Consider the following 25,430-nt stretch of genomic DNA (forward strand, 5'->3'; position numbering starts at 1 on the left):
CACTCTCCTACACTATACCCACGATACTGGTTGTTGTCCATGATTGCATTCCCCCTGTACCTTTATTCATAAATCCACCTTGTTTAATAAGTTTCACCGTCCCATTTTCTAGATTCGTAATTTCTGCGTTGATCGCATACCACCACAGATTTTCACTATCAGATATATACCCGCCTAATCCACGAAACCAACTTGTAGTTCGAGGTACTAAAATGACTGTCCCTTTTTCGGAATCAAACAGCGCGAACAAACGATATTTCTTTAGATTTGGGATCGTGATCGAGCCTGATGTCCAACTTCCGCTCCATAATGTTTTTCCTATATGTTCGCCATATACAGGAACTAAGTTACCATCTTTTTTTAATTCACCGTTAGCGTCTATTCTTAATGTATAGAAATCTGTTTCTTTAAAAACATAAGATGAATTACTAGTAGTAACTCCTGATTTTGGAAAATTTAGTCCCTCTAAATCTGTATCTCCAGAGTCATTAAAATAAATACCATTAAAACCAATTACATCTGAATTATTAAAGTTAGAGGCATAGTTTCCTTGAGAAAAATATTGGTTTCCATTAAAATTGATTGGCTTCCGGAAAAAGGCAGACAGGTTACAATCCAAGCCGTCCTCCTCAGCCACCTTGCCAAAGGCGATCCCCTTTCCGCCCTTGCGGTAATCCACCAGGGTAAAGGCAGTCGGCACATACGAGGACCGTGATGCCGAGCCGAAGAAATCTGTCACCGTGACCTTGATGTCATAAATATAGTCGACATTGATCCCTGAAAGGATCACACTTGTTGACCCGCTGTATGTATTCAAAGCCACTGTTTTGTCCGTCCAGCTGCTGCCGGTCCTCTGTTTATAGCTTACCTTGCAGGACTTGGTATTTTTCTGATTACATTCATAGATCTTCCACCCAAAGCTTACCTTGGTATATTCTCCGTCCTCGTTCGTTGTCCCGTCCTGAAGGCACCGTACTGCTGAAAGACTAGTCACAGCAGGAGATGCATAATCAAGGACAGTTACCTTTTGTGTCACTGTCTTGCTTTTTCCACGGCTGTCTGTTACCGTGGCGGTGATGGTATTGCTTCCCGCTGTGTTCAGCACACCGGTCGTGACACTGGCAGAAGTATAGGTCTTTCCATTCGCCACCACCTTATAGCTTTTGATGCTGCTTCCTTGTATCCCTTTTCCAGTTACAGTGATCTTCCATTTTGACTGGAGCTTTACATACGCCCCGATCTGTTCAGATACCTTGTCCACCGCTTCGGAAACTGACAAAGAAACTGTTGGCAGCGTATCGTCCGCCACAGTCAGGGTTAAGGTCGCTGTCTTGGTGCCAATGGTACTGCTCCCCTTTTTGGTGGTGACTGTGATGGTACAGGTTCCGCTCATACTGTTTGGAATCTGTGTTGCCAGTTCTTTTCCCGGTGTCCAAGTGCAGGAGGTACCGGCTGATGAACTAATGGTGCCTGTTTTAGAACCGAACTTCCAGGTCACGGTATGGGTAAAGGAACTGTCCGCGCGGGGCAGGCTGATCGTCAAGGTATTCCCCATTTTTAAATTCGAGGTACTGAGCTTTGGCGTGGTAGCCCGCGGGATCGTGTCCAGCTTGGCAGTCCCTGAAGCCGTCCCGGTCCCCGGGGAATAGCTGGCCGTCCCCAGCTTGCAGTTGGCTGAGATCGTAATGCTTTTCGTCCCGTCTGAATTATGCGGAACGGTGGTGGTATACGAAAAAAGCTTCACCGGCTCCGTGTCCCGCTTGATATTGACGCGGACATTTTTAGAAGAGGATTTCCCGTTGATGGTGATCTTCTGAGTGAAATTACTGTTCACGGTATCCGACGCCCATGCGCTTGATTTTGCCCTGGCATATGCCGTCGCCGTTACGCTAGAGGTATTATCGCTTACATTACTTTTACTGCTCCAAGTCAGATAGAACTCATATCCGGAAGAGTTCTTGGACACCGAACCGTTTATTCTTCCGCTTGCCATTATACTGTTTGACCTCCAATCCATTTAAAGGACAGGTTCCCGTTATCCCTCGGCAGGAAGGAAAAGTTTCCAAGCTGCAGGGAGTTTAGAAACTGCCCGTCTGTGACATACAGCTTATTATTTGCGAAGTAGGCTGTTTCCCCTCCGCTCTGCAAAAAGCTGATCCGGTCGTTTTCGATCCGCAGGGTGATCTCATTCCCTTCCTGCCCCAAGATGATATTTCCGTCTTCAAACCGGATATATTTCCGAAATTCCTCGAACCCGGTTTCGCTGTTCCCCTCCAGGTTTTCCACATAGGTTTTCAGTTCATTGAACTGGAACTCAAAGGAATCCTCTGTCTGCTGGAAACGGGTGTTCAGCTCCTCTTCGATCCCTTCCGCGGTCACGTACTGGCTCCCAACTTCCATCAGGATCTCTTCCGATGACTGGTCGATCTTAGAATACAGGCTTTCCACCGCGCTGCTTACCACTTCATTAGTCACATAGTCTGATTCGATCCGTTCCACCACCTGCACCAGTTCCCCGGTGCTGTGGTTCTGCTGGTTCTGCGAATCGGTGAAAGTCGCGAATGCCTTTCCCAAGGTCAGCTGGTTATTCGCCGGCTCCTGCAAATTAATGGAGAGCTTGGAGCACAGAAACTTTTCATGCTCCATTCCGTGGGGCTTGGAATCCACAAATACATATTCCCCCAGCCGGAACTCGTCAAACTCATGCCCCAGCAGGGAAAGGTCCGCCGCGGAAATATCCAGGCTGACCTCTGTTTTTGTAAGCTCAGTCAGCCGTTCCCTCGCCTTTGTCAGCAGGTTTCCGGCAATCGTCACATCGTCCCAGGTTTCAGTGGTAAAGATCGTCCCATATTTTTCTGCTGCTTCCTCATCTACCAGGTAGTCTTTTCCGTCATTGACGCTTTCGATCGTCAGGCGGGCAGTGGTTTCCTCAACCGTTCCGGTCTCCGGGTCTGTTTCCTCAACGATATATTTCGCCCCATAGGGGATCAAGCCTGTGGCGATCTCGTCGAGATTCCGCTTATGCAGATAATCCAGCAGGTTTTCCCCAAAGGTGATCCTTTGGGTCGTCATATATGGGAAGTCAGACAGATAATCCAAATAGTTGCCGTCCGCTTCATGCCGGACAAACAAATAGCCGCCCAGATTTTTGATTAGGCGGCTGTTGATATTCTCCCACGTTGTATCACAGGATTCATTGGAACGGCTGATGTAGTCGTTGGGGTCGGTAACGGTGATGTTCCCCGGCAAAAACTGTTTTTCTGCTTCTACCTGGGCGTTATGTTCACTCAAAAGCTTTTTCAGGAAATCCTCCGGGGAGCCGGTAAACTCAAACGGGCGGATCCTGGAATCCAGCAGGAAGCTGAGCTCCCCCTCACAGGATATTTTCTTTTCCCGGTAAAACCCCTCGTCTTCCCCGATCACCCTCCCACGGAACAGGAGCCGTCCTTCCTTTTTTACCAGAATAATAGAGTGGAGCGGCTTGATTTTATCTGCGTAGGGGTGGTCTGGGTAAATGGAAAAGGAAAAGCTGCCCGTTTTGTTTAGCTCCAGCTCCACGGCCGGGGCTTCTATCGCCAGTTCCTTAAGCCTTGGATCGTACAAAAGGGTATCATCGCAATATACCTGGTACATTAAAGCGCCCCCTCCTGGTACTCGAATTTGACATGCCCTGTCCCGTTGACTGTGATCTCATATGTCCCGGCCTGCAATAACAGGTCCGGCACCAGTTGTGTACCTGCGCCTACTGTGACGGTGTGTTCTGTTCCGTCCAGGGTGAAAACGAGCTGCATTTGGGCGTCCGCCGTGATCTTCGGCACTGCCGGCATACCTTCGTTTGTTAAAGTTACCTGGGTACTCCCGGCTACGTCTGACTCCACGACTGTCTTTTCCGTTTTGTATTTATACGGGTCGCTGTCCGCCGTGATGGAGGCTGTATCAATATTCGGTTCTGAGCGCCAATCTACAGACAAACGCCCAAGGTAGTAATACCCTGGGTCGCTGTCAAACTGTATGCTCATTTTCTTCCCATGCAGGAGATTGCGGCATTTATGCTCCAAAGAAGCATATTCCTCATCTTCTGCAAAGCACTGCATCTCCATGGTGATCGTCCGGTTTTCGTAATGGACCAGCCCGTCGAGTGATTCGGTGTAGTCCAGCACCTGGTCCCTGCCCGGCACGCTGACCGTATATTTTTTTACTACCGGCGGGGAGATCGTCACGCCGGTCGGCAAAAGCCCAAACTCGGACTGATTATACTCTCCAAAGGTTATCTCTGTGACTGTCATATTTCACCTGCTTTCTGTTTTTGGGGCATAAGAAAGCCACTACCCTGTTTTGAGTAGTGGCTGGGGGTTATTCTGATTTTCGTTTTTCCAACACCTGTTCTAACAAGTCCTGATATTTAGGGTTGATTTGTGTAGTGGTGGCCTGAGCCGGTTCTGTAGAATAGTCTAGCATAGTTTCCATTACAACTTCTTTATCAGGGTCTTGTATCTGGACATATATTTTATCAATACTTGTCCCGGACACATTGGTTTGACTCATAGCAATTGTTGAAACCAAAATATCGCTGTAAAAATCATAAAATGATTCAAAACTCATATCATCACAAGGAATAATAAATCGAACTTCGCCCTCTCCAGCTTTTTCATAGGTTGCATCTGCATGGAAAATTTCTGCTAATTCCTGATAATAACTAGCAAGAGGGTCTGAGTTTGACCATAGACTTTCATCAAATGAACTATCTGAATCGGTTTTGTTAGAATCTGACGAAATATTACTTTCTGTTTCCAAAATTGAACTCTCATCACTTGAAATTGACTCTTCACTAATTACTAATGAATTAAGAATAGATTCTAATGTTTCGGCTTTTAACTTTTTAGAATCAGTATCTTGACGAACAAAACGCATAGAGCCATTAGGACAATCAATGAAATAAGCCAATTCGTATTTTTCGTTAGTTACATAAGAATACGATAAGGCAGAAAATTGCTGATTTTTAAACTCCTTTTCAAAATTTAAATCATAGAAATTCTCAGAATTTTTGATTGCGGACACTACACTTTGTGCAGTATTAGATTTAAAATAAGACACATAAAAGCACGAGTTCTCCTCTATATAATATAACTTTTCAATTTTTCCATCAGTTGTTTTATCAGAAGCTAAAATCCATTCTTTTGGAATTTGGAATGTAACTTCTTCGATTGCTACCGTCTGTAAATTAACTTTATTATTTTTTTCTAGTTCTGTCTGTTCCTTGTGGCATCCAACTAATAATATACATATTAAACTTAGGATTAATGTTATTGCCAACAGTTTTTTCATGTCAAAAACCCCTTTCGATAACAGCATTATACCATTTTCAAAAGGGGCTTTCAATCATTTATCCACCGCGTTCCCGTTTTTTGTTCAGTTTCGCAAATTGATTGTCCATTTCCGGCGCAATAGTGACAGCAATTTCCTGGCCGTCCACGATAAGCCGGGGAGAGGAGGTGACGTGAATGTCAGGCTCTAGTACGATAGGGTTTTTCTGAAGCTGCTCCCGTAACGTTTTCGCCAATCTTTGATAATCAATTACCGGCGTGACCGGGATTTCAAGCTGCATTTTTTCGGTAAGCTGCTGGGAAATCCGTGACGAAGAAGAAACTGCCGACAAAGTCGTCGCCCTTAAATCCATGTCGGACACTCCAAGCCGTTTTCCGGTTTCTTCCCATAGGCTTAAAGCCCGGCTGCGTTTCCCTGCGGAAAGCGGGATAATACTTTCCGGCCCGGCCTCTCCCACCAGCGCAAATTCAGGTTGGTCAATAATTCCACCAGTAGCATAACCGCGAAGAGCAGAAACGCCGGCAGTAAAAATATTAGCTGTCACTGATAATGGGTGACGTCTCAAATATGCCTGCATTGCTTTCGCTCCGGAACTGGCAATATCTGTCCAATCCGCTTCTTTCATATCCGGGGCATCTATTTTGGTACCGGAAACAGTTTCTTCTAGCTTATCGACGCCCTTGACCCCCATTTGTTTTAGAAACTCTTTAAACTCCGGCGTGATATTTTTGATCTCCTCGTCGGAAGAGGTCTTCAAGGTGTACGCCATATCCCCGGTGCCGTCTTTGACCACCTGTAAATTGGATATGATCCCGTTTTTCAGACTGTCGTCCACTTCAATGCCAAGGTTCTGAAACTGCATCAACAACCCGGGCTTTTCCGCATCAGAAGCATTCTGCATTTGCGCCAGCAAATCAACCGCCTGCGCACGGACTTCCGGCGATTTTTCCATTAAAGAATTTACCAGTGCATCGGAAGCTTCTATCCCACATTGAGATAAAACCCCTTTCACCTCTTCTTCAGAATTTAACGCCGCATCTTTAATCGATACCCACTGGCTAGTTGCTTCATTATAAATAATGCCCGTTCCGGCAGTCAAAGTTGCCGCAAGCTCATCGCCCGGCTTCATGCCTTCCTGATTTAAATAGTCCAAAATTTCTGGTAAAGAATCATCGGTTGCCGTTGTAATCTGTTGCCAGCCTTCTTTTGCTCCTTTATAGATTTTCCCTGTTGAAAGATAAATCCCCTCTGCTACTCCTTCAGGTACTTTTTCACCGGCATCTACTGATTGCTCATACATTTTCAAAAATTCAGGGCTATTACTCATTTGCGCGCCCATAAACTCATACATATGGCTAGTATTTCCGGCCATGATTTCCAATTCATAAATGTCTAAAAGGCCCTTTGAAATATTTTGCGGTATACTTTTCCCCGCATTTTGGTACTTTGATGCAAGATTCTCCAAATCTTTGGTCTGTGGAGCCATATTCTTCATTAGTTCGTTAATAGCACCTTGAGAATCTCCAATGGCCTCTTTTACCCCTCCAGATAAGGTGTTACCTAAAATATTTGTAAAAGATAACCAGTTCCCATCTTCTAATATATCAGTATGGTTCTCAAATGTTTTTTGGAAGTTAGTATAAAATGTTTCTGCTGCCTTATCGAGCTCATCATGGTAATTAGTTTTGATCGTATCAATTTCGACATCCACCGCTTGCAGTGTAACTTCCCCAAGTCTAGCCTGTGCCTCTAAATCGACCTGCTTTTTTATTAAGTCGAATCCCTGCTGATCAATCTCACCATTATTCAACTTAACCTGCCATTGAAGTAGCAATTCCAATGTGCCGTCTTCAATTTCCTGTTTTCTTTGGTCTAAATTTTCTGTCATCTGCTTTTGAAGCCCTTGAAAGCTTTCAACCGTTAGGCCACCCTCTAAAGCATCAGCTTGAATATTATCAAGAGTAAGGTCATATCTTGCTTGAGAAATTTCATCAAGCTTTTTCTGGATCTCAGCTTGCTTTTCGTCCAGCTTGTCAATTTCTTCCTGGGAAAGCACTCCGTCTTCCCATGCCTGATTCACTAACTCCGCAAGTTCCGTACCTAGTTTTGTTAAATCTTCGCTTAGCCCATTATAATAGGTATCCGAAAACTCCTTATAGTTCTGGTAAAGCTGAGTACCCGGTGTAAACACGGTGTCGATAGCAAGATTTGCAGTGTAATGCTGCTGCGAAATATAATCTTTCACCTGAGTTGCATAATCAAGCATTGTCTGCTTGTAGCTTTCTTTTTCCTCTGTAGAAAGTTCAAGCCCAACATCAACTTTCCATTTTGCCTGATTCAGTTCCTCTATGGTGCTTTCCAGCGTGTCTTGGTATTCTTCCAATGTCTGCTGCGCATCGATATAAGCGTCTAACCGGATCGTCCAATCAGTCGTAGTCAGTCGTTTGGCCACATCTTCCAATTCTTCGGCGGATAGAGTGATACTCCCAAAATGTTCTTCCAAATTTGCTTCAACTGCTGCTTTCTCCATCTGTCGAAATGCTACAAAGGCTCCAACTCCTAATGCGGCAATAGCCCCAACCGCAAGCTTTGCAGGGGTAGGAATCCCCCCAATGACAGAGGATACCCCGCCAAGAGCTTTTGCCCCTTTATCAATTTTACTGGTACTCCCCAGTTTATCAATCAGTTTGCCAAACCCTTTGGTGACAGTTCCGACTCCCGAGGTAAGCGTTCCGAATATTTTTACAACCGGTCCAGTTGCTGCTGCAATTCCAGCAATTGCTAGAATCGTCCCCTGGGTGTCCTCGTCCAGTTCAGAAAACTTGTTAGCCAAATTTGTGACCGCCTTGGCGCCCTTGGTGACCCATGGAGCCAAATGCCTTTGGATCGTGATCCCGGCTGTTTCCAAAGAACCGTTCATTTCCTCTATGCTTCCCTTGGTATTATCTAACATTGTATCGGCCATTTTCCGGGAAGCCCCGTCAGCATTTTCAAGCCCCTCGGTCAGTTCATCTAGCTCCTCCTTGCTGGAAGCAAGCAAAACCTTCATACCGGAAAGTGCTTCCGTCCCGAAGATCGTTGCAATACGGTTGTCCCGCTGCTCATCTGTCAGTTCTTTGGTGCGGTCCTGCAATTCGTCTATGATCGTAGAAAGCGGTTTCATTTTCCCTTCTGCGTCATAAAACGTTATGCCAAGGTCTGTCATGGCTTTTTCCATCTTTTCGGTAGGCTTCATCATACGCACTAAAGCGCTTCGCAATGTTGTTCCTGCCTGTTCGCCCTTGATCCCAGAATCAGCTAAAACACCGATCGCCGCCGCGACCTCCTCTAATGACCAGCCGGCCGACTGGGCAACAGGAGCAACATATTTCATCGCATATCCGGTGTCAATAATGGCGGCGTTGGTATCCGCTGCATTTTTTGCCAATACATCTGCTACATGTCCTGCTTCAGAGGCCTCCAATTGGAACCCCCGCAGGGTAGATGCCGCAATATCAGCACTGGAAGCAAGATCCTCGCCAGAGGAAGCCGCCAAATCCAGCATTCCCGGCATTGCGGCCATAATTTCCTGAGTTCCAAAGCCGGCAGATGCCAGATTCTCCATCGCCTGCGCTGCTTCCGTCGCAGAAAAGGAAGTTTCTGCGCCAAGCTGGATCGCCTGATCGCGCAGCTTTTCTAAATCCTTTCCATATGCTCCGGCAATAGCAGAAACGCGGCTCATCTGTGCCTCAAAATCATTTCCGGCCTTAAGCGCCGCCGTTCCGATCCCGGCAATCGGAAGTGATACCCCCATCGTCAGGGCATTTCCTACTCCGGATATTTTCTGTCCTGCCGCCTGCCACTTTTCGCCAGCTTCTTTTGCCGCCGCTCCGAACACTTGCGCCTTGTTCTGCGCAGCATTTAATTCTCTGGTCAAATCGGAGATCTCTGCCTCCGTATTGTTGATTTGTGTTTTAAAATCAACGATCCGGTTTTCTGATTCCTCAATCCCCCTCGCCAGCATATCCTGCTGTTCTTCCAGCTGGCTGAGCGTATTCGTGTGCTCCTGTACCTTTTTCGTTGCTTTTTCGTAGCTGTCGATAATATCCTTGTTTTGCTCCGCAACAGCCTTTGCCTGTTCGCTGTTTTTCCCATACTCTTCGGTGACAGCTTTGATTTCTTTCTGCGCCTGACGATAAGCGTCAGACATGGATTCCACTTTTTTCTGCGACCGCTCCTGTTGGGCGGAGACCTTCTCGATCTCCTGCTTCAGCTGTTCCTGCTTTTGCTTAGATTGGCTGATGTGGCTGTTTAATTCCTGGATTCCCTTTTGGTATGTATCGACCCGCCGCTTCGCGGAATCAATTTCGGCGCTCAGTTTTTTGGAAGCGTTCGCAGCCTCCTGAAACGCTCCTTTAACTCCAGTGGAAGCCGCCTCCAATTTCCGCAGCTCACTTTGTGCAAGCGCACCCTCCCGGTCGATCTTTTCCAGTTCCTTTACCGCCCCGGCGCAGGCTTGCTTTAATGCTGAAAAATCAAGTTCGATATATCCTTCCGCGACCCCTAAATTGATTGCCATGTCCCTGCCCCCTTCTCAAAGTTTTGGTAAATCTCATGAAAACTTCTGGCCTTTTTCCGGTATACGGGGGTGTCCCCGCTTTGGATCCGGCCTTCGATATATTCGCACGCTTCGTCCAAACAAAAGGCAGTATAGGAGTCGCAGACGTCCAATAATTCGCTTGGCCTTTTCTTATAGTGGTTCGACATGTTGATAAGCCAGATCACCTGTTTACTTTTTACGAAAGGATTTCAGCGCATTTACCCCCGTCTGTGTAAAGTTGTAAATGTAGATCAGCTGCATATCGGTCAAAGCGATCCCCGCCTCCTCCAATTCCTCATAGGAGGGAGAAACCAAGCTTGCCTTTGCGATCTGCACTAAGGTCTGCGCTGTCCGCTGAAACGATTCCCCGCCCTTTACAGAATCGGCCAAGCCTCTTTTAAACAGGTCGGCCGCGCTGTCCAAAAGCTCATTCGGGATCTTTCCAGACTGCGCCAGGATCATCAAGGACGGACGTTTCAGACGGACGATAAACGGGGTATCAGGATCGAATCCCGGGAGCTCCACTTCGGAGCCCTCGGAATACTGTTTTAACTGTTCCAGTGTAGTTACTGCCATTGTTCTTTCACCTTTCTGTTAGGATATGGACGGAAGCGCCTCTACATAAGAGATTGTGTACGGGGATTCCCCTTTGGCAGGCGCTGAATTGATGGTGTATGTATTGATCCGGAATACATTGTCCTCGCTTCCCAGCCCAACCATAACGCCTTTACAGCCCGGATAGGTGATCTTTTCGTATTTTGTAATATTTCCGCCCTCGTCCATGACTGCGGAATATACGTCCATGGAAAACTTCACCGGTTTGTATTCACTGCCGACTGCCGGCGGAGTATATCCAGTGATGGTCGTCTGATCTTCGTCCTTTGTAATCGTTCCGCCCTGCAAAATCTCGATCAATTCCAAGATCGTAGTGTTGTCGGTCAGGGTGATTGTGTTTCCAGTAATAGTCTGAATCTCTGATTTCTGCGCAAGCAGACGACCCTTTACAATATTTTTTACTGCTTCAGTCGTTTCAATCTGTGGTTCTACTTCAATTTTGGTCTGCGTAGTAGAAGCAATGCTTTTTGGAGAATCCTCCTCAGTCGTTAAAACGATCATATTCACATCAATGGTAGAGAGTTCTGTCCCCTTTTTTGGTGTTGCTGCCATTGTTTCAAGTCCTTTCTATTTGGTTTATTTTTGATAATTTAAAATTCTCATAAATAAGGCTTGTCATGTACCCTTTCACATCATCGTCCAAATAATGGGCGGAAGGGCCGTCGACAAGTCGTAATGCCGGAAATAACCGGTTCATATGCTGTTTGACAGATTCAATGTGATCCTCAAACAATGAATATTGCTTGACCGGGTAATAAAGCAGAAGCTCATATTCCGTCCCGGTCATGCTCAGTACGTCTGTACTCCCGTTATTGCGCAGGACAATGTAAGGGGAAACACATTCCCCCTGGTGCTGTCCCAGCGAATACACGTCAAATCCAGCCGTCTTCAGGTGGGTATAAATGTCTTGGTAATTCATATCTTATCAAGCAGCCCCCTCATTCCGCTTATGACCTCCGGTGCCTCCTTGCGTAAGGTGGGATAGATAATCGCATACCGTTTTTCATGGGCAAGTTCTAGGTATATCCCGTAATCCACCCCATGGGAAAGGTAGATCCTTAACTTGCCCGGCTCCTTTTCACAGCGGCCTTTTAACCGCTGTCTGGCCTGTGCGGTGCGGTCATGCCACGGACGGTTTTCCTTTGCCTCTCCCTCCATCTTTACTGAGACAGTCCTCCCATAAGCTTCCGCCGCTTTTTCTATCCTCTGGGGCAGGGACATAATGTTCTGCTCCAACTTTGAAAAATCAAACATGATTTCCCTCCTCTAAAGATAGGTCTAGGTATAGATGAAGATTTCCCGGATCGTCAATTCCAGTAACGGTATATAGCTTCTCCCCTAGATAAAGCAGATCCTTTTCCCTGATATCCTCCCGATACAGGATCAAAAACTGAGGCTGGTTTTTCACTCGCACCTGTCCTGCTTCTAAATGAGAAAGGGCAAAATAGGGGCTTGTGGTGTGAAACAGCCCCCGGAGGTCGCACACAATTTCCGGTTCCCCGGACGGTTCTCCAAAGCCGTTCGTTCCTTCCCGCCGCACCTGGGCTTTTTGCCCCTGCCTTTCGACCGCGCGCTTGATAGAATACAGCTGATGTACCAGTCCCATCTGCTCACCCGCCTTTCAGCACGCAGGAACCGTTTGGGCGGTACATAGCGGCCAGCCTTTTCCAGTATGCGGAGGTATCGGCGACCGTTAAGCCGGAAAGCTGTAAGGTACTGTTTTCCGCCTTGATCAGCAAAAGCCGGTAGGCGGCGGTATCCACGTCGCCCCCGGCCCGTTCCAAATGGTAGCCTATCTCTTCGTCAGAGAAGAATGGAACTTCTGCTTCCCGGAGGATCAGTTTTAACTCTTTCAGAGGTTCCATCTGTGTTCCCCCCTTACGATTGCAGGATTCCCGCTGCCCTCAGTGATGCGGTCAGCGCTTTCACTGCCGTAACAATCGCCGCCGCATCCGCGCCTTCCGCCGGGTCTGTAACCTTGGCCGCCTGTCTTACTCCGCCAAGCGCCGCAGTTGTTGCCGTCGGGAGGGTGTACGGCTCTGGAAGCACTCCAGACGCAAGCTTAGCGGCTGTAACGTTTCCATCTTTAATGTTATCTGTTTCCACAGCATTTGCGGCCAGTTTGGCATGAGTTACTGAGCCATCTCCAAGCCTTCCGGAAGTCTGGATTTCTGCCAGCATCTGGAGCAATAGTGCTCTCAATTCCGGAGACAATCCGCTAAGTGACTGAATATATTCTGATGTCAAAGCCATACTTTTTCCTCCTTCCCTATTAAGCTGTCAAGCCAGTAATAGTTCCATGCAGGAATGCAGGTCCATGGTCCAAGCCAATCTGCCCAAAAATCTGTCCTTCTTCTGCCGCTCCCGTCTTTGACAGTTCTTCATAGAAGAAATTCCCTTTGCCTGGTACAGGCTGGAACACCGGAGCGATGGCACTCATTTCCGCTGCCAGAACGGTATCCTGCGGCATGAAGCGGTTTAGGGAAATTCCAATATTCCCAAAATCGGTTTCTAACTGTTTGATATTGGTACCTCCCAAATTCCGGTCGGTTGGCGCATAACTGTAAATATCTGTGATAATCTGCTTTTGTGCAGAATTAACCCACAGAACCATATTGGAAAATACCGCCCCGTTATCGTACATCTTTTTAAACAATGACTGTAAAGTTTCTTTGGTCAACTTTTTGCTTCCCGCGGCAATAGTATTTCCGTTTGCGCACAGTTCCAGCATTCCCCTTGTCTTATTGGCCACAGACACTCCGGTCGATTTTGCAAAAACCCCGTTAATAAACGTGTATTCTACATCCCGAGCGATTTTTTCCAGTGCCCGGGCAATCTGCCAGGATTTTTCATCCGGCACGTTGTTCTGCTGTCCCGCAGTGTTCAGGCCAGACATTCTTCCACTATTGGAAAGCTTGACATAGGTAACGGATACTTTTTCCTGAAAAATCTGTGTCACATTGGTTTTCTGCTCTCTAACAAAGCTTGTCGCTTCTGGAGCTGTAGTGGAAGCCTGTTCAGAAATAGCCGGCTGCGCCGCCTGTGGGAAAGAGTATTGGCTATCAGTCGGAAATTCAAAATCAGTTGTCTGCATCCCGCCTGTGAGCCCCCCGATTGCGCTTAAAAATGGTGTGTTTGTGCTATCCGCAGTAAACAATTCTCCTGCGTAATTTGGTAAATTCCATGTGTTGCCCTGTCCTGTTACATTTGTTGCCATAAATTAGTCCTCCTTGAAATTAAATAACCTTTCTTTTGCAAAAATCCGCTGTGCCAATGGAAGCTTCAAATTGTTGGCTTCCTCTTCCAGCATTTCCCGTTCTGTTCGGTTGTTCTGACGACTCCGCTGGAAATTCCCGATGCTGCCAGTGCCGCCTGGCTGTTCGGCTTCAAACTGTGACGCATAGGCCTCTTTGACAGAGGAAAGCAATGCCTCCGGGTCTTTTACCGCCCCGTTTTCATCAAATTCCACGTTGTCTCCCAGCTTATACATCACATAGTCAGTGTCCTTGCAGCCAGCTTTTGTCAACACGCTTGACAGGTTCCAGATTTGCCGATCCTTTACCCTTGCCGCCTTTTCATTGGCTAGCTGGGTTTGCAGGTCTTCCACGTCGACTTTTGAAAGGTCTGCGACTTTGTTGTTTGCATCCGTCAAATCAGCACGCAGGGTCCCGATTTCGACTTCCTTTGTTTTGATCTGGGTTTTTAAAGTGGTGATCTCCGACCCGTTCTGATCTAGGATCTTATCGATCGCTTCTTTTTCCAATCCCAAATCGGATAAAAATTTTCTATCCATAGTGCTCCTTTCTTCGCAGCTTACGTTTTTTGTACATGGGTCACTCCAATGCTGCGCCGCATTTTCACGATTGCGGTTATCTGTTTTTAAAAATGGGTATAAAAAAAGACACTAGGCTTTCGCTTCGTGTCTTGATTTATTAAATTTGGGCATAAAAATACCGCCTTAATAGGCGGCTAGGTAATTTGTGATAGGATAAATGATTTTAGGATATCCATTCCGAATAATCCAACTTGCTTTGCGAGTTCGGCAATTTTTTTACGTGCAGGCATACTCTCGGCAATGCTTGCTAGTTTCTCTACATATTCTACTCCTTTTCTGGTAAGATAGATGTTTTTTCTATATGAAGAGATGATTTTACGAGCGTCCATTGTTTCAGGAGGCCGCCAATCAAAACCTTGTATATATCCTTCGTTTTGCAGTTTTAATAAAGCGGCATTGAACACCGGTACTTCCATATCCAAAACCGCAGCATTTATAGATTCCATATCTGGAATATCCTTCTGATATTCAGAATACAAAGCATACAAAACCTGATGTTTGGTATCAATCGTCATTGTTCTCACCCTCTTGTTCCATCTCTTTTTTTAAATCGTCCAATATCCACGACATATCGTCATTTAATACAAACTCAGTTCCCGGTGGGTATTTTTTCGAAGAATCAAAATCGTGGACATATAAAATATTTTTATCCGTCTTCTTCCTTTTCAAATTGGATCCCCCGATCTCCCGGATAAGAACCATAAGGATCATATCTGCGCCGATTCAATATACTTCATCTGGAAAGCTCCGGATATCCCAATCCGGATAATAATAGATCGGCTTTTTATATTCGATACACCATCTAAGGACTTCAGCATATTTGTTCTCATCTATGATCTCATATGGAATTTCTTCAAAAACATGCGGCCTCTCTTTAAAAATATGGTAATACTCTAGTATCAGAGGATTAAGTAGCTCTGTATCCTCAATTTTCCAAGGATCCATTTTATTTCGCCAGTCCTTTCAATGCTTTAACCGCTTGTAATGTAAACTTAGGAAATAGGTCTTTCATCATCTCAATTACCTGCGGATCATTTATATATAAAATTCTTCCGAACTGTGCCCATGCTTCTCTGGGCAAATTCATTTTATTGCTGTTCCAGTAGGACTGTTGATGTCCAAATCCCAATGAAACAGATTTATTTGTTACTCCATCTAAAATGTCAGATATCCCTCTATATTTTTCAGAAATGCAGGCTTCGCCAGTAATATCATATGTTAAACCACCAGGAAAATGTTGTGTTATATATCGCAAAACATCATCATCGGCACGCCTCAGCAAATCGACATAATCTTCCTGTAGGGCTTCATAAAAATGATATTTCTCAGCAATTCCCTGATCCGCCTTATGAAATAGTTCGTGTGCTATGGTAGAAATATCAGTATTAGGATTAATACATATACGATTTTTAGCTTTATTATAAGATGATTTTTTATTGCCGTCAACTGCATAATCAACTTTTTCCGCAAAGTGTTCTAATACTCTACGACAGTGTTCATTTGCTCTTTTCAGCCCATTTTCGTATTGATCTTTAATTGATTTCGGAAGTTCCTGATAACTAATCAATTTTTCACCATACAGCTTTCCCTTGGCCTTTCGCCTAATTTTGTCTAATGCAGTATCGGATTCTAGGTTCGCCCCTACCCATTGAGAAATTGACATGTTTTCGCCGTTGTTCGCCCAGTCAGCCAGCTCCCCGGCGATCTCCTCATAGCTTTTCGGGATCACGGCGGCTACCGTACACATTCCGTTCGGGTGGTCTAGGGGAAGCTCGTCCTTTTCAAACAGCCGCCCGTCCCGCTGCCGACACAGCTCGCAGGTGCGCCCGCCGTTGGAAGAAAGCCACTTGTATTTTTCAATAAATGGATTGTCTTTCGTGCTTCGCTGGAAGGACATCTGGTAGGCATGGGTCACAGCGGTGCGCGCCAGCCTTTGGGCGTTATAATCTACCGATTTACGTACGCCGGGATAAACCCTTGACCAGTCAAACGGTTTCTTTGCCTTTGGATTCAGGTAAATCTCCAAATCCTTTGCCAAATCATACGCTGATTTCTTTGCAATGATTCCCTGATTGATGATGTACTGAATATCCCGGTCAAACTTTTTCCGATAGTTCCAAATCCGTTCTGACAAGCCCGAAAAATCCTTGTAGATTCCGCCGCTTAAAAGTTCGTCTACCGCCTCCTTGGGAATAGAAGAAAACACATCGGAAAACCTCTCTGATAACTCCGGCATGATCCCGCCCCAAAAGCTCCTCTCCGCATCTGTAACCGCGTTCGCTGTTTCCAGCATGTTCTTTTCGGTCAAATTGCGAACCGTCTGATAAACCCCTTTGCTTTCGCGTTTAAGTTCCTTTGCATAGTCTTTTAGCCAGCGATAAGTCAGCGTTTTGTCCGAATGACGGGGTAACCGGGAGGAAAGATCATCAACAAGTTCTGCATAAATTCTCCGGATTTCCTTCTGCTGTTCCTTAGTAACCTGTATCCGCTTTTTCTGTGCTTCTTTCACCAGGTCCCGGTACTGCTTGATATGTCCGTAAGGCATTACAAATCACCTTCATAGCTGTCCTCCAGCATTTCCCGCTCTTTCGCGATCTGGGCAAGCTCCGCATCGGCCTCCTCCGCAGTCAGGCCCTGGTGCGCGGTGCCGCCCCATTTCATCAAATAGGACTTTCTGGAACGGCTCTGTGCTGTGACCTCCTGCATATCAAGGGTTCGTTCTTCGTCCTCGTCCTCCGGCAGTGGGTATTGGTTATCGATCGTGACGCTATAGTCTGCCTTTTGAAAGTCCCCGTACACTTTTTTCAAATCTGGGTAGATCTCCGCAGCAGAGATGACCAGCTCGCTCAGCCAGATAAGCGCGGGCTTCCATGCTGTCATTTTTTCCTCGCACCGGCAGATCAGCGGCCAATAAACCGCTTTCATTGCCTTTCCAGAAGTAATAATGGATTTCATGCTTTCCAGATTCAGGTCCGGCACGCTCAGGCTGTCGTGCATCCCTTGCTTTAGATTGGACAACGTGTCCTGAAAAGCCGAGTTGTATGTAAAATCATTGGAAATCGTATTGATAGACGGTTCTTTATCCGGTTCGCCCTGCACGTCCCAAAAAGCACCGGGTTTAATTTGAAAGTGCTGGATTGAATCCCGGTCAACGTTGATCCCATAGGTGATCTGGTTCATTCCTTTGCGAAGGCTGTCCAGATTGTTGGAACGCATCCGGTTATACCAGCTGTCCTCCGCCATGACTGTTTCTACGTCGCTTTCCCCGTCAGTATCCCCGGACAAGCCATCGTTTAAAATGACATAAGCGGGGATCTGGTTCAAATGGGTGTCTTGTTTTTCAATCGTTTCCGAACCTGAAACTGTTTTCCCGTTTCCGTCCGTGATCCGCTCGCTCATATAGCAGCGGCCATTTTCAAGCCAGTATTTTTGTACCCAGATCCTTTGCCGTTCCCGTTCTTCATCGTCCCTCACAGTATAAAAAAATACGATCCGTTCCAAGCGGTCCACATCGTCGATATCTGTTTCACAAACAAACCCATCTGCGGGGACAAACATAATATGGATCCGGTCATTGGAAACCGTTGCTTTGAGCGCGACCTTTCCGCCAATGAAGCAATCTTTTGCCCCTTTGATCAATTTTCCGCTCCAATGATTTTTCCGCAATACGCTATTCAGATAGTCCTGTATCGCGGATTCATTGACTTTTCCCTTTTCCGGGTCCTGCGGCTCAGAGGGGCAGGTCACTTTGTGCTCCGGGGTTTTCCCAAAGGCAAACTGCGCTTGCTTGCTGATCAACGCCCGGATCTGCTTTGACTTCAGGCAAGCCGGAGTATAGTCCTCAGTTTCTTCCACCTCAAAACCGGCTCCGTACTCATAAATATGATAGTACCGCTCGATCTTCCCAATCCTTTTCAGCGTATCATAGCCATATGGCCCGATCAGCTCCTGATAAATAAATGTTGGTATCAAAATATCACCTCGAATAGTTCTGTCTTGGATTTATCTGGTCTTTTAAGATCGTGTTGCAAAAATAGCGGATATCGTCCATCGCATGGTCATTTTCCTTGATCACCCTGTCCTCCGCCGCCTTATCGTCCCACCGGTAAAGGCCAAATTCCTTGATGGTGTTCCTGCAGCTTTCATGGAACAGGATATTTTTGTTTTGCAGCATCGTGGTCGTCACCCTGATCCCATTGACTACCTCATTTTTTGCCTTCCTTACCCGGAATTTTCTGTGTTTTTGTATGCAGGTGATAAAGCTCGCCGCCGACGGGTCGACCACCACATACTCAATGTACCGCTCTCCTGCCAGCTTCTCCAAAGCCTGATAGTATTCCTCGTCGGTCAGCTGCCTTTGCGTGTCCCTCCCGGAATGGTAATACTCAGCAATCCTTACCGCCTGTTTCCCGTTCAGGCACCACAGCCCCATACTGCACGGATTCAGCGTCCCATAGTCGATAGAAATGAAATACCGCCCGGCTTCCGGGACTTCCCTCACAACATGCTCTTTTTCATTGAACATCGGGTATACAAGCCCTTCTGCTAACACCCACAGGCCTTTGATAAAGCGGTCATAAAACACGCCGGAATAAAGACTTTGATACCGTTTTAATATTTCAGATGAAAGAGAAGGGTTATCCTCCATCTCAAAATGGAGATACATCGCGTTTTTTTCTTCCCGCTTCTTGATCCACTCGTTATAGAACCAATGATTCGGTGATTCCGGGTTACAGTTGAACCAAAATCTGGAGCCGCTCACAGAGCATCTTGCCAAAGCTTGTTCGACAAATGACCGGGGCATTAACGCTACTTCATCGAGAAATACTCCCGCCAACGTCATACCTTGGATCAAAGCGGCTGAACTTTCGTCTTTCCCGCCAAACACATAGAAATAATTCGTTTTCCCTCCCCTGGTAACGGTCAGGCAATGCTTAGACCACGCCCATTGCATAGCGTATCCATGCTTATGGAAATACCGCACTCCTAATAGCGGGGTAATTACATTCCGGTATGCACTCTGTACGGTCTTTCCACAGATCGCAAAGCTGTGCTGGTCAAATTTCCACATTGCCCATACAATAAAGACAAAAGACATAATTGAAGTTTTCCCGCTTCTGATTGCCCCGTCGCAGATCAGGGCTGTATAGTCTGTATGGATAAATCCTAATATTTGATTCTGCTTTTCTGATAAACCTATACTCATTCTTTTATCACTTTCTCTATGCTTTTTGTCAGCGGATCGTCCTCTATGGCATCCAAATTATTTTCTATCGGCTTATCCCGCCATTTATCCGGTTTCCGGTTTTTCAGCCAATAGATGATCGCCGTTGTTTCCGGAGCAATATGTTTGATCGTCTGCTTTACTTTTCTTCCATTTGGGGTAATTTCAATCGATTCTTCCGTGTATTCATACCCTAACGCTCGTTTTAGCAAAGCGTTTTCAACTTCTAAATCAACGACTTCTTTTCCCTTTTTTAGGGCCTCGGAAATCTCGGAATATTTCTTTTTCCAGGTATATAAGGTATCCGGATTAATTCCGCAATTATGCGCTATCTGCTCGTCGGTCAAGCCGTCTCTTGCCCAGCCCTCTAGAAGGGTCAAGCCTTCCTCTGTCAGCCAGTATTCGTATTTGCCTTTTGCAATCGCTGATCAGTCCTTTCGTAATTTTGGCATAATAAAAGCACCCAACCGAATGATTGAGTGCAGAAAATATTTTAAAAAAGTTTTAGAAAAGCATTGACAATACGTATAACACGTGTTATAATATAATCAAGATAAGGAAAGGAGATTCACTCAAATGCCAATGACATCAAAGCAAATGATGAAATTGCTGGAACAAAATGGTTTTGAATGTGTTCGGTCAAATGGTTCTCATCATTTTTACAGGAATCCCGTCACCGGAAAAACTACCACAGTTCCTTATCACGCAAAAGATTTAAAGCCGGGAATTGAAAAAGCAATCCTAAAGCAAGCGGGGCTGAAATAAGCCCCGTGCTTCCCGGCATAATATATATTAGAATGGAGGATCATCATGAAAAAGTTATTCTATCCAGCAGTGTTTCACCCGGAAGATACCGGCTACTCTGTATTTGTACCAGATATTGATGGTTGCTTTTCTCAAGGCGACACCTTGGAAGAAGCGATTGAAATGGTTACGGATGCAATCGGATTGTGTTTGGAAGAATTTTCAGAAAGACAAGAAGAAGTACCACAGCCGTCTAATCCTAAGAATGTGACCTGTGAGCCAGAGGATTTTATCGCTTTAATTGAATTTGATTGGATCGCTTATCAAAAAAAGCATGATACTAAATCAGTCAAAAAAACCTTAACAATTCCATCATGGCTGAACACCTTAGCAGAAGAACAGCATATCAATTTTTCCGGCGTGCTTCAATCGGCTTTAAAACAACAATTAAATATTGATCGCTAAAATATAACGCAGAGGATTAATTCCCCTGCGTTTTTTCTTTCTCGCGCCTGTTTCGGCGCGTCCTTAATGTTTACGGGATTATCCCGGCGGCTGTACCGCGTAATCTTTGAAAAGGAGTGTCAAATGTCTTTTCACTTTTCCCATGATATTATTTTATACCGGAAGTACGTCCTCTGTGTTACCCTTTTCTTGCATCTACACCATATGGCGTTTTTGAGCAAGGATATAAAAAAACTTTCTGCGAATCTCATAGAACTGTCTTCTTCCGCACGGGACACCCATAAATTCATATGGTACACATTCAGTAACATTGGCAATAATTTGTTTATACAGAGATGGCTCCGCTTCTTTTGCTGATTCTTCTATCAGTTTACAGTCTGATATTAGCTGTGCCCTGATTTCGGCAGCTTTTGCAGTAGGATTCCCCGGCTCAGTACTTCCGGGCATTCCGGTATAAGCAACGCCTTTCGCTCCCAGCAATGAATCAGCCTTTTGTTTTTTCTTGCTGTACTGCAAACAAAAGTTATGTAATTCCCGGTATTGGTATTTATCAATGTTGTATTTGTCCAGCTTTAAATCTCTTTTGTTTGGCACTACTTGTCCTCCCCCGCGCTCAAAATCATTTCCGCCAGCCCCTCGATCAAAACGCCCAGAACGATGACCCCGATCCCGATAAAGCCAATGGGAATGGCGATCAGTTTTTTAATTTTTCTCACGGCTAGTATCATTTTGCTCTCTTGTATATTCAGGATAATTCGGCTCCATTTCTTTTGAATAAACAAATTCTGCACCAATTTCTATATTGTTATAAACTTCTTCCGTTATGCGATAAGTAGCTTTTTGAATGTTCTGATCGTCTTGATTCCATTGCTGTATTGTTACTTCCCATTTTTCAGAATAATAATATGTATAAGGAATAAAACTCGTATGGCTAGTTTTTCCGTCCGAATAAATGACAGGTATCATTTGCATTTGAGTATATGCAGGAGAATACTTTTTACTAACAACTTCGCCTTTTGTGATTTTTTCGGAACAACCACATAGAATAATTGTTAAAACGAAAATTGCTGGTAAAACATTTCTTAATGTTCTTTTCATTCCTCACTCATCAGCTTTCTCCCGCATTTGGGACAGTAATCACATTCTATAACTGCTATTCCGTCACCTGTTATTTCAATTCTTGGACGTTCTTTATCATTCAACATATAATCTCGTATTAGCCAGTTATAATTATGTTGAAAATTTTTATTGCAATATTCACACCCTTTCTCCCTCTCGGCTTTCTCTTTCAGGGCTTCTCTGCCTATTAAAAAAATATCACGCTGTCTTTTAAATTCTTCTTTAACAATATCGCTATATCGGTCAGAGAGCAGATCATCTTCATAGCCTTTAATCAAAATATCATATTCTTTTATTGCCTGTTCGATTTCAGTCATTCTTTTTACACTCCTTTTTAATCATCTTTCCCTCCCTGCACGCCTCGCCATTTCGGGTCGCACCCTCTGCTTTCAATTTTACAGGCATATTGAACATAAGGTTCTTTATGTATTTCTATACAGTGCTTGCAAATCTGACAGCCTTCTCCGCTAACCCACATAATAGCTTCCATATCTCTCACAGCTTCTCCCATCTCAGCCTTAACCAGTTCTAGTTCTTTTTCCAACTTACTTTTTTCCACTTTTAATTTGTCAATTTGCTTTTCTTTACGAGAAATCTGGTTCAATAAATGTTCCGTAAACGAATCATGCATTTTGCTTTCTAGTTCTTTGTTTTTGGCTTCTAACTTCTCAATCGCTTCGGCGGCTTCTGCTACCAATTTATGAACATCATATGGATTATCATCTGGCCAAACATGACAATATTTCCATAGGTCTTTTACTGATAATTTCTCATACATCACTAGCCCTCCTGTTCTCCACTTCTTCATCATCACAAGGGCCCTCAACACAATATTCGAAATGACCTATTCCATCACTGTGCAGGGTGCAATAGCCCTCAGTTGTTTTATAGACGCATTCTTCCATCAGCTTTCCCTCCTCCGGCGGCTGGGGTAATGGCATCCAGTGGGTGACTGTTCCACAAAAATTTTTACTCCAAAGATTTTCACCCCAATAACCGCTTTGAATAACATGTTTCCGCTTAGCTTTTGGCGTAGTATAGCAAACAAGATATTGTTTTTTGCCTTGTCCGTTTCCTAACTCTGGCAGCCTGTCCTTTACGCTGATCCATTCCCTCATTTCCTCTTTTTCCTCCTCCCGGCTTTGCTCCGGTCTTTCCCGTTCGCCGTACCAATCACACGGTTGATAAACTTCCTAGGATTGTCCGTTTTGTTTTTCAAGTTCTTCGACCTCCCTTTCCCAGCCTTCGATCATCGCTTCGTATCGCATGGCTTCCTGTTCTCTCCAAGCGATCCGTTGGTCTTTCATCGCCAGCACCTTTTGAATCAACACCCGGCACAGCATGATCTGCCCCTTACGGATTTTTATCCGTTCTTCCCCCGTCATGCCGTGATCTCCTCTTCCAAGCGTTCCAGCTCCTTTTCTTCACGGGCTTGCAGCTCGCACAAGAAAGCCATATTGCAGGCCGCGTGCTTTAAATGGCTGATCCCGCTTTCCCGGTCGCTGGAATATGGGCTTGTAAGCCACGCAAACAGGTGCCGGAACAACGCGTTGACATACCGCGCCTTTTCCACCCGTTTCCAGTTTTCCGGGTCCTTGTATTTTTTCACCCCGTATTCCCGTACCTCGGCAATGTCAAAGATGATCTGCGGCGGCACTAGGGTGATCCTCCATTTCCCCGCGTCTGACTTTATTTCCTGATCCGCTTCTTTCGCCCGGAACGTCAGTGTTTCGTACATGGCTGCCCCTCCTTTGTTTCAAATGTTAATTGCTTTCCTGCTGTGACCTTCAGCATCTTTTCCTTAGCTTCTCGATAAAAATTTCGGTCTATCTCAAACCCATAACTGTTTCTTCCCAGTTCCATACACGCCCGCAGAGTAGACCCACTTCCTGCACAGGGATCTATCACCACATCCCCCGCGTCTGTAAATATCTCTATCAACCGCTTTAAAAGTCCTATCGGCTTCTGGGCCGGGTGAATCTTGGGGTATTCTTTTTGATTGTCCCGTTTCCACTCAAACCAGTTAAATATCATCTTCCCCTGATTACGAAACTTTGGCAGTTTTCCCCGGTATAGCACTAGCGCATATTCTGTCGCTCCGCATATCCTCATATTTGCCTTTAGTACCTGTGGGCTGTAATTCTTGCAAAACACCAAGGGAATGCTATTCTTAAAACCATATCTTTGAGCATATGCCTTTACCGTTTCTATCTGCTCAAATGCGCAAAACACTATCATACAAGGTGCATCTGATGATCTTCCTCGCCCGTTGCTTTTTTCGGGTTCTTTTTTCAGCAGCTTGTTACAGAAGTGGAAGTATTCGGCAATATTAAAATTGATATCTGTCTTGAATGCTGCTTTCCCTGCTTTTTTGCTTTCTCCATTTTTTCGGTCTCCACCTATGTACCATGTTGGGTTAGATCCATAAAAGTTTTTCCCGATGTTATATGGAATATCTGCTATCACTAGCTGCGCTTTGGGGATATGATACCGCTTGTAATTTTGAAAATTATCATGGTACAGCTCTGTTTTAACTTCTGTCACTCTCTGTTTCCCCTTTCAGGCTTTCCAGCTCCGCCTTGACCTGTTCCAATTCCCTTTCAAGCTCCTGCGCCTGCTTTTGCCAGCGCTGCGCGCTGTTCGCATTGCTGTTGGCCTGATTTTCATATGCTATCATCTGTTCTAATTCTTGATTTGTCATCGTTCATTTCCCCCTTGCGTGTTTTCGGTCTATTTTAGAAAAATCGCTGTTGATCTTAGCGCCCTTTACACCGGAGTATTTCCCCGCCTTTTGGTCTGCTACGATCTTTTTATACCACCCCATCGGGTCGTACCCTGTCCGTTTCCGGCGCAGGCTTCGCTCCATCTCCCCGCGGCAGTCTTTGCAGTAAAAGCTGTTCCCGTGGCCGGTGTATTGTTTTCCGCAGAGTTTACACTTCTTTTCCGTCATTCTTTCTCTCCCGCCTTTTCCGGGTCAAATCTTCGTATATGATTCTCTCCACAAGGTCTTTTGCCTCCCACTTTTTTACCTGTTCTGACCGCATAACGCCTGTAACGATCTCCGGCGTCGGGATCCCGGCGTGGTACTGGTCTAATACTTTTTGTATGCCCTGATTGGTCATTCCTTCACCTCAACCGTTATTTCCGTTCTTGGGTTCTCTTTGTCGTATCCGCCCAGCAGGACAAGCTCTATACAGGAAAAACTGTCGTCCAGTAATATCCCGGATCTTACCAGCCCGTCCAGGATCATCTTTCCCGAATAATTGTCGGGATCCCGCCTTACCCTTGTCGGGAAAAAGTATGTTAGGGTTACTTTCGCCTTTGGGATTGGTTTTTCAGGCTTCGGGCTGCACAGGAACTGCACCAGCGCCGCCCATCGTTTCTTCTCCTCCTGATATTCCCACCGGTTCATTCTCCCAATATATTTGTTATTGCTCGGCGGCACTTCCGGGATCATGTATTTCAAATTGCCAGCCATTCGGAGATCTCCCGGATACATTCCTCATATTCCTGTGGCTTTAAGT

General features: G+C 45.5%; 36 protein-coding genes. 2 read left to right on the forward strand and 34 right to left on the reverse strand.

Features of this window, described 5'->3' with window-relative positions; all coding sequences use genetic code 11:
- Window positions 1-7 precede the first annotated feature (7 nt).
- The 21 genes from CIB36_RS06995 to CIB36_RS07095 all read right to left on the reverse strand — a co-directional run bounded on the left by CIB36_RS06995 (window position 8) and on the right by CIB36_RS07095 (window position 19,958).
- Entirely contained in the window at window positions 8-1,993 is a 1,986-nt protein-coding gene (locus CIB36_RS06995) for a DUF859 family phage minor structural protein (RefSeq protein ID WP_158662615.1), read from the reverse strand.
- Window positions 1,993-3,633 carry a phage tail spike protein gene (locus CIB36_RS07000; protein WP_093988791.1) on the reverse strand — a complete coding sequence of 547 codons (1,641 nt, stop codon included), beginning with the start codon at window positions 3,631-3,633 and terminating at the stop codon, window positions 1,993-1,995. The genes CIB36_RS06995 and CIB36_RS07000 overlap by 1 nt, the downstream gene beginning before the upstream one ends.
- Window positions 3,633-4,286: a phage tail family protein gene (locus CIB36_RS07005; protein ID WP_093988792.1), complete on the reverse strand. Its 654-nt coding sequence runs from the start codon at window positions 4,284-4,286 to the stop codon at window positions 3,633-3,635. The genes CIB36_RS07000 and CIB36_RS07005 overlap by 1 nt, the downstream gene beginning before the upstream one ends.
- 67 nt (window positions 4,287-4,353) lie before the next feature.
- The gene (locus CIB36_RS07010) at window positions 4,354-5,325 is read right to left on the reverse strand and encodes a hypothetical protein (RefSeq protein WP_093988793.1); all 972 of its coding nucleotides are present in this window, start codon (window positions 5,323-5,325) and stop codon (window positions 4,354-4,356) included.
- 58 nt (window positions 5,326-5,383) lie between these two features.
- On the reverse strand, window positions 5,384-9,883 hold the full coding sequence (locus CIB36_RS07015) for a phage tail tape measure protein (RefSeq protein WP_093988794.1): 4,500 nt from the start codon (window positions 9,881-9,883) through the stop codon (window positions 5,384-5,386).
- Complete coding sequence (locus tag CIB36_RS13270; protein WP_158662616.1) at window positions 9,868-10,071, reverse strand: hypothetical protein; 204 nt, start codon at window positions 10,069-10,071, stop codon at window positions 9,868-9,870. Before CIB36_RS13270 ends, CIB36_RS07015 begins: the two co-directional genes overlap by 16 nt.
- 22 nt (window positions 10,072-10,093) lie before the next feature.
- Window positions 10,094-10,480: a hypothetical protein gene (locus tag CIB36_RS07020; RefSeq protein WP_093988795.1), complete on the reverse strand. Its 387-nt coding sequence runs from the start codon at window positions 10,478-10,480 to the stop codon at window positions 10,094-10,096.
- An 18-nt stretch (window positions 10,481-10,498) separates the two neighbouring features.
- On the reverse strand, window positions 10,499-11,071 hold the full coding sequence (locus tag CIB36_RS07025) for a hypothetical protein (protein WP_093988796.1): 573 nt from the start codon (window positions 11,069-11,071) through the stop codon (window positions 10,499-10,501).
- 4 nt (window positions 11,072-11,075) lie between these two features.
- Window positions 11,076-11,438, reverse strand: coding sequence for a hypothetical protein (locus CIB36_RS07030; protein ID WP_093988797.1), 363 nt, complete (start codon window positions 11,436-11,438; stop codon window positions 11,076-11,078).
- Window positions 11,435-11,773, reverse strand: coding sequence for a hypothetical protein (locus CIB36_RS07035; RefSeq protein WP_093988798.1), 339 nt, complete (start codon window positions 11,771-11,773; stop codon window positions 11,435-11,437). The genes CIB36_RS07030 and CIB36_RS07035 overlap by 4 nt, the downstream gene beginning before the upstream one ends.
- Window positions 11,766-12,125, reverse strand: coding sequence for a head-tail adaptor protein (locus tag CIB36_RS07040; protein ID WP_093988799.1), 360 nt, complete (start codon window positions 12,123-12,125; stop codon window positions 11,766-11,768). The genes CIB36_RS07035 and CIB36_RS07040 overlap by 8 nt, the downstream gene beginning before the upstream one ends.
- A gap of 4 nt (window positions 12,126-12,129) precedes the next feature.
- Window positions 12,130-12,384, reverse strand: a complete 255-nt coding sequence (locus tag CIB36_RS07045; RefSeq protein WP_093988800.1) for a hypothetical protein — start codon at window positions 12,382-12,384, stop codon at window positions 12,130-12,132.
- Between the two features lie 13 nt (window positions 12,385-12,397).
- Entirely contained in the window at window positions 12,398-12,772 is a 375-nt protein-coding gene (locus CIB36_RS07050) for a head fiber protein (protein WP_093988801.1), read from the reverse strand.
- Between the two features lie 19 nt (window positions 12,773-12,791).
- On the reverse strand, window positions 12,792-13,736 hold the full coding sequence (locus tag CIB36_RS07055; RefSeq protein ID WP_093988802.1) for an SU10 major capsid protein: 945 nt from the start codon (window positions 13,734-13,736) through the stop codon (window positions 12,792-12,794).
- Between the two features lie 3 nt (window positions 13,737-13,739).
- Window positions 13,740-14,312, reverse strand: a complete 573-nt coding sequence (locus CIB36_RS07060) for a phage scaffolding protein (protein WP_093988803.1) — start codon at window positions 14,310-14,312, stop codon at window positions 13,740-13,742.
- A gap of 176 nt (window positions 14,313-14,488) precedes the next feature.
- The gene (locus CIB36_RS07065) at window positions 14,489-14,869 is read right to left on the reverse strand and encodes a YjcQ family protein (RefSeq protein ID WP_093988804.1); all 381 of its coding nucleotides are present in this window, start codon (window positions 14,867-14,869) and stop codon (window positions 14,489-14,491) included.
- The gene (locus CIB36_RS07070; protein ID WP_158662617.1) at window positions 14,859-15,023 is read right to left on the reverse strand and encodes a hypothetical protein; all 165 of its coding nucleotides are present in this window, start codon (window positions 15,021-15,023) and stop codon (window positions 14,859-14,861) included. Before CIB36_RS07070 ends, CIB36_RS07065 begins: the two co-directional genes overlap by 11 nt.
- 277 nt (window positions 15,024-15,300) lie before the next feature.
- The gene (locus tag CIB36_RS07080; protein WP_093988807.1) at window positions 15,301-16,899 is read right to left on the reverse strand and encodes a hypothetical protein; all 1,599 of its coding nucleotides are present in this window, start codon (window positions 16,897-16,899) and stop codon (window positions 15,301-15,303) included.
- Complete coding sequence (locus CIB36_RS07085; RefSeq protein WP_158662618.1) at window positions 16,899-18,326, reverse strand: phage portal protein; 1,428 nt, start codon at window positions 18,324-18,326, stop codon at window positions 16,899-16,901. Before CIB36_RS07085 ends, CIB36_RS07080 begins: the two co-directional genes overlap by 1 nt.
- Window positions 18,327-18,330: 4 nt before the next feature.
- A complete protein-coding gene (locus tag CIB36_RS07090) occupies window positions 18,331-19,560 on the reverse strand; it encodes a PBSX family phage terminase large subunit (protein ID WP_093988809.1) in 1,230 nt (409 codons plus the stop codon).
- Window positions 19,557-19,958: a transposase gene (locus tag CIB36_RS07095; RefSeq protein WP_407657458.1), complete on the reverse strand. Its 402-nt coding sequence runs from the start codon at window positions 19,956-19,958 to the stop codon at window positions 19,557-19,559. The genes CIB36_RS07090 and CIB36_RS07095 overlap by 4 nt, the downstream gene beginning before the upstream one ends.
- A 196-nt stretch (window positions 19,959-20,154) precedes the next feature.
- Between CIB36_RS07095 and CIB36_RS07100 the strand changes: the two genes are divergently transcribed.
- Both CIB36_RS07100 and CIB36_RS07105 read left to right on the forward strand, forming a co-directional pair.
- A complete protein-coding gene (locus CIB36_RS07100; protein ID WP_093988811.1) occupies window positions 20,155-20,343 on the forward strand; it encodes a type II toxin-antitoxin system HicA family toxin in 189 nt (62 codons plus the stop codon).
- 45 nt (window positions 20,344-20,388) lie between these two features.
- On the forward strand, window positions 20,389-20,787 hold the full coding sequence (locus CIB36_RS07105; protein ID WP_093988812.1) for a type II toxin-antitoxin system HicB family antitoxin: 399 nt from the start codon (window positions 20,389-20,391) through the stop codon (window positions 20,785-20,787).
- A 195-nt stretch (window positions 20,788-20,982) separates the two neighbouring features.
- Here the strand turns inward: CIB36_RS07105 and CIB36_RS07110 are convergent, their stop codons facing one another.
- From CIB36_RS07110 to CIB36_RS07160, 13 genes are all read right to left on the reverse strand, one after another.
- Window positions 20,983-21,381, reverse strand: coding sequence for a hypothetical protein (locus CIB36_RS07110; RefSeq protein ID WP_093988813.1), 399 nt, complete (start codon window positions 21,379-21,381; stop codon window positions 20,983-20,985).
- Window positions 21,381-21,503 (reverse strand): hypothetical protein, encoded by a 123-nt coding sequence (locus CIB36_RS13610; RefSeq protein ID WP_267872657.1) that lies wholly within the window; start codon window positions 21,501-21,503, stop codon window positions 21,381-21,383. The genes CIB36_RS07110 and CIB36_RS13610 overlap by 1 nt, the downstream gene beginning before the upstream one ends.
- Window positions 21,490-21,885, reverse strand: a complete 396-nt coding sequence (locus CIB36_RS07115; RefSeq protein WP_093988814.1) for a hypothetical protein — start codon at window positions 21,883-21,885, stop codon at window positions 21,490-21,492. The genes CIB36_RS13610 and CIB36_RS07115 overlap by 14 nt, the downstream gene beginning before the upstream one ends.
- On the reverse strand, window positions 21,882-22,223 hold the full coding sequence (locus CIB36_RS07120) for a hypothetical protein (protein ID WP_093988815.1): 342 nt from the start codon (window positions 22,221-22,223) through the stop codon (window positions 21,882-21,884). The genes CIB36_RS07115 and CIB36_RS07120 overlap by 4 nt, the downstream gene beginning before the upstream one ends.
- A 17-nt stretch (window positions 22,224-22,240) precedes the next feature.
- Window positions 22,241-22,684 carry a coiled-coil domain-containing protein gene (locus tag CIB36_RS07125; protein ID WP_093988816.1) on the reverse strand — a complete coding sequence of 148 codons (444 nt, stop codon included), beginning with the start codon at window positions 22,682-22,684 and terminating at the stop codon, window positions 22,241-22,243.
- Window positions 22,677-23,024: a DUF551 domain-containing protein gene (locus CIB36_RS07130; protein ID WP_093988817.1), complete on the reverse strand. Its 348-nt coding sequence runs from the start codon at window positions 23,022-23,024 to the stop codon at window positions 22,677-22,679. Before CIB36_RS07130 ends, CIB36_RS07125 begins: the two co-directional genes overlap by 8 nt.
- A 75-nt stretch (window positions 23,025-23,099) precedes the next feature.
- Window positions 23,100-23,291 (reverse strand): hypothetical protein, encoded by a 192-nt coding sequence (locus tag CIB36_RS07135; RefSeq protein WP_093988818.1) that lies wholly within the window; start codon window positions 23,289-23,291, stop codon window positions 23,100-23,102.
- Complete coding sequence (locus tag CIB36_RS07140) at window positions 23,288-23,644, reverse strand: dATP/dGTP diphosphohydrolase domain-containing protein (RefSeq protein ID WP_093988819.1); 357 nt, start codon at window positions 23,642-23,644, stop codon at window positions 23,288-23,290. The genes CIB36_RS07135 and CIB36_RS07140 overlap by 4 nt, the downstream gene beginning before the upstream one ends.
- Entirely contained in the window at window positions 23,629-24,372 is a 744-nt protein-coding gene (locus tag CIB36_RS07145; RefSeq protein ID WP_407657459.1) for a DNA-methyltransferase, read from the reverse strand. Before CIB36_RS07145 ends, CIB36_RS07140 begins: the two co-directional genes overlap by 16 nt.
- A 64-nt stretch (window positions 24,373-24,436) precedes the next feature.
- Window positions 24,437-24,607, reverse strand: a complete 171-nt coding sequence (locus tag CIB36_RS13275) for a hypothetical protein (protein WP_158662619.1) — start codon at window positions 24,605-24,607, stop codon at window positions 24,437-24,439.
- Window positions 24,608-24,610: 3 nt separating this feature from the next.
- Window positions 24,611-24,856 carry a hypothetical protein gene (locus CIB36_RS07150; protein ID WP_093988821.1) on the reverse strand — a complete coding sequence of 82 codons (246 nt, stop codon included), beginning with the start codon at window positions 24,854-24,856 and terminating at the stop codon, window positions 24,611-24,613.
- Window positions 24,837-25,028, reverse strand: coding sequence for a hypothetical protein (locus CIB36_RS07155; RefSeq protein ID WP_093988822.1), 192 nt, complete (start codon window positions 25,026-25,028; stop codon window positions 24,837-24,839). Before CIB36_RS07155 ends, CIB36_RS07150 begins: the two co-directional genes overlap by 20 nt.
- Complete coding sequence (locus CIB36_RS07160; RefSeq protein ID WP_158662620.1) at window positions 25,025-25,384, reverse strand: RusA family crossover junction endodeoxyribonuclease; 360 nt, start codon at window positions 25,382-25,384, stop codon at window positions 25,025-25,027. The genes CIB36_RS07155 and CIB36_RS07160 overlap by 4 nt, the downstream gene beginning before the upstream one ends.
- Window positions 25,385-25,430: the final 46 nt, after the last annotated feature.

Origin of the sequence: Massiliimalia timonensis (genome assembly GCF_900186585.1) — a bacterium.
Taxonomy (GTDB): domain Bacteria; phylum Bacillota; class Clostridia; order Oscillospirales; family Ruminococcaceae; genus Massiliimalia; species Massiliimalia timonensis.

What these genes read in the sequence shown, in the direction of transcription:
- CIB36_RS07010 (WP_093988793.1), bottom strand. Translation starts at nt 5,325, where the DNA reads ATGAAAAAACTGTTGGCAATAACATTAATCCTAAGTTTAATATGTATA.
- CIB36_RS07035 (WP_093988798.1), bottom strand. Translation starts at nt 11,773, where the DNA reads ATGTTTGATTTTTCAAAGTTGGAGCAGAACATTATGTCCCTGCCCCAG.
- CIB36_RS13270 (WP_158662616.1), bottom strand. Translation starts at nt 10,071, where the DNA reads ATGTCGAACCACTATAAGAAAAGGCCAAGCGAATTATTGGACGTCTGC.
- CIB36_RS07045 (WP_093988800.1), bottom strand. Translation starts at nt 12,384, where the DNA reads ATGGAACCTCTGAAAGAGTTAAAACTGATCCTCCGGGAAGCAGAAGTT.
- CIB36_RS07100 (WP_093988811.1), top strand. Translation starts at nt 20,155, where the DNA reads ATGCCAATGACATCAAAGCAAATGATGAAATTGCTGGAACAAAATGGT.
- CIB36_RS07135 (WP_093988818.1), bottom strand. Translation starts at nt 23,291, where the DNA reads ATGACGGGGGAAGAACGGATAAAAATCCGTAAGGGGCAGATCATGCTG.
- CIB36_RS07000 (WP_093988791.1), bottom strand. Translation starts at nt 3,633, where the DNA reads ATGTACCAGGTATATTGCGATGATACCCTTTTGTACGATCCAAGGCTT.
- CIB36_RS07060 (WP_093988803.1), bottom strand. Translation starts at nt 14,312, where the DNA reads ATGGATAGAAAATTTTTATCCGATTTGGGATTGGAAAAAGAAGCGATC.
- CIB36_RS07020 (WP_093988795.1), bottom strand. Translation starts at nt 10,480, where the DNA reads ATGGCAGTAACTACACTGGAACAGTTAAAACAGTATTCCGAGGGCTCC.
- CIB36_RS07105 (WP_093988812.1), top strand. Translation starts at nt 20,389, where the DNA reads ATGAAAAAGTTATTCTATCCAGCAGTGTTTCACCCGGAAGATACCGGC.
- CIB36_RS07090 (WP_093988809.1), bottom strand. Translation starts at nt 19,560, where the DNA reads ATGAGTATAGGTTTATCAGAAAAGCAGAATCAAATATTAGGATTTATC.
- CIB36_RS07120 (WP_093988815.1), bottom strand. Translation starts at nt 22,223, where the DNA reads ATGACTGAAATCGAACAGGCAATAAAAGAATATGATATTTTGATTAAA.
- CIB36_RS07160 (WP_158662620.1), bottom strand. Translation starts at nt 25,384, where the DNA reads ATGGCTGGCAATTTGAAATACATGATCCCGGAAGTGCCGCCGAGCAAT.
- CIB36_RS07125 (WP_093988816.1), bottom strand. Translation starts at nt 22,684, where the DNA reads ATGTATGAGAAATTATCAGTAAAAGACCTATGGAAATATTGTCATGTT.
- CIB36_RS07080 (WP_093988807.1), bottom strand. Translation starts at nt 16,899, where the DNA reads ATGCCTTACGGACATATCAAGCAGTACCGGGACCTGGTGAAAGAAGCA.
- CIB36_RS07055 (WP_093988802.1), bottom strand. Translation starts at nt 13,736, where the DNA reads ATGGCAACAAATGTAACAGGACAGGGCAACACATGGAATTTACCAAAT.
- CIB36_RS07040 (WP_093988799.1), bottom strand. Translation starts at nt 12,125, where the DNA reads ATGGGACTGGTACATCAGCTGTATTCTATCAAGCGCGCGGTCGAAAGG.
- CIB36_RS07150 (WP_093988821.1), bottom strand. Translation starts at nt 24,856, where the DNA reads ATGACGGAAAAGAAGTGTAAACTCTGCGGAAAACAATACACCGGCCAC.
- CIB36_RS13275 (WP_158662619.1), bottom strand. Translation starts at nt 24,607, where the DNA reads ATGACAAATCAAGAATTAGAACAGATGATAGCATATGAAAATCAGGCC.
- CIB36_RS06995 (WP_158662615.1), bottom strand. Translation starts at nt 1,993, where the DNA reads ATGGCAAGCGGAAGAATAAACGGTTCGGTGTCCAAGAACTCTTCCGGA.
- CIB36_RS07030 (WP_093988797.1), bottom strand. Translation starts at nt 11,438, where the DNA reads ATGAATTACCAAGACATTTATACCCACCTGAAGACGGCTGGATTTGAC.
- CIB36_RS07065 (WP_093988804.1), bottom strand. Translation starts at nt 14,869, where the DNA reads ATGACGATTGATACCAAACATCAGGTTTTGTATGCTTTGTATTCTGAA.
- CIB36_RS07015 (WP_093988794.1), bottom strand. Translation starts at nt 9,883, where the DNA reads ATGGCAATCAATTTAGGGGTCGCGGAAGGATATATCGAACTTGATTTT.
- CIB36_RS07115 (WP_093988814.1), bottom strand. Translation starts at nt 21,885, where the DNA reads ATGAAAAGAACATTAAGAAATGTTTTACCAGCAATTTTCGTTTTAACA.
- CIB36_RS07130 (WP_093988817.1), bottom strand. Translation starts at nt 23,024, where the DNA reads ATGAGGGAATGGATCAGCGTAAAGGACAGGCTGCCAGAGTTAGGAAAC.
- CIB36_RS07005 (WP_093988792.1), bottom strand. Translation starts at nt 4,286, where the DNA reads ATGACAGTCACAGAGATAACCTTTGGAGAGTATAATCAGTCCGAGTTT.
- CIB36_RS07155 (WP_093988822.1), bottom strand. Translation starts at nt 25,028, where the DNA reads ATGACCAATCAGGGCATACAAAAAGTATTAGACCAGTACCACGCCGGG.
- CIB36_RS07025 (WP_093988796.1), bottom strand. Translation starts at nt 11,071, where the DNA reads ATGGCAGCAACACCAAAAAAGGGGACAGAACTCTCTACCATTGATGTG.
- CIB36_RS07140 (WP_093988819.1), bottom strand. Translation starts at nt 23,644, where the DNA reads ATGTACGAAACACTGACGTTCCGGGCGAAAGAAGCGGATCAGGAAATA.
- CIB36_RS07050 (WP_093988801.1), bottom strand. Translation starts at nt 12,772, where the DNA reads ATGGCTTTGACATCAGAATATATTCAGTCACTTAGCGGATTGTCTCCG.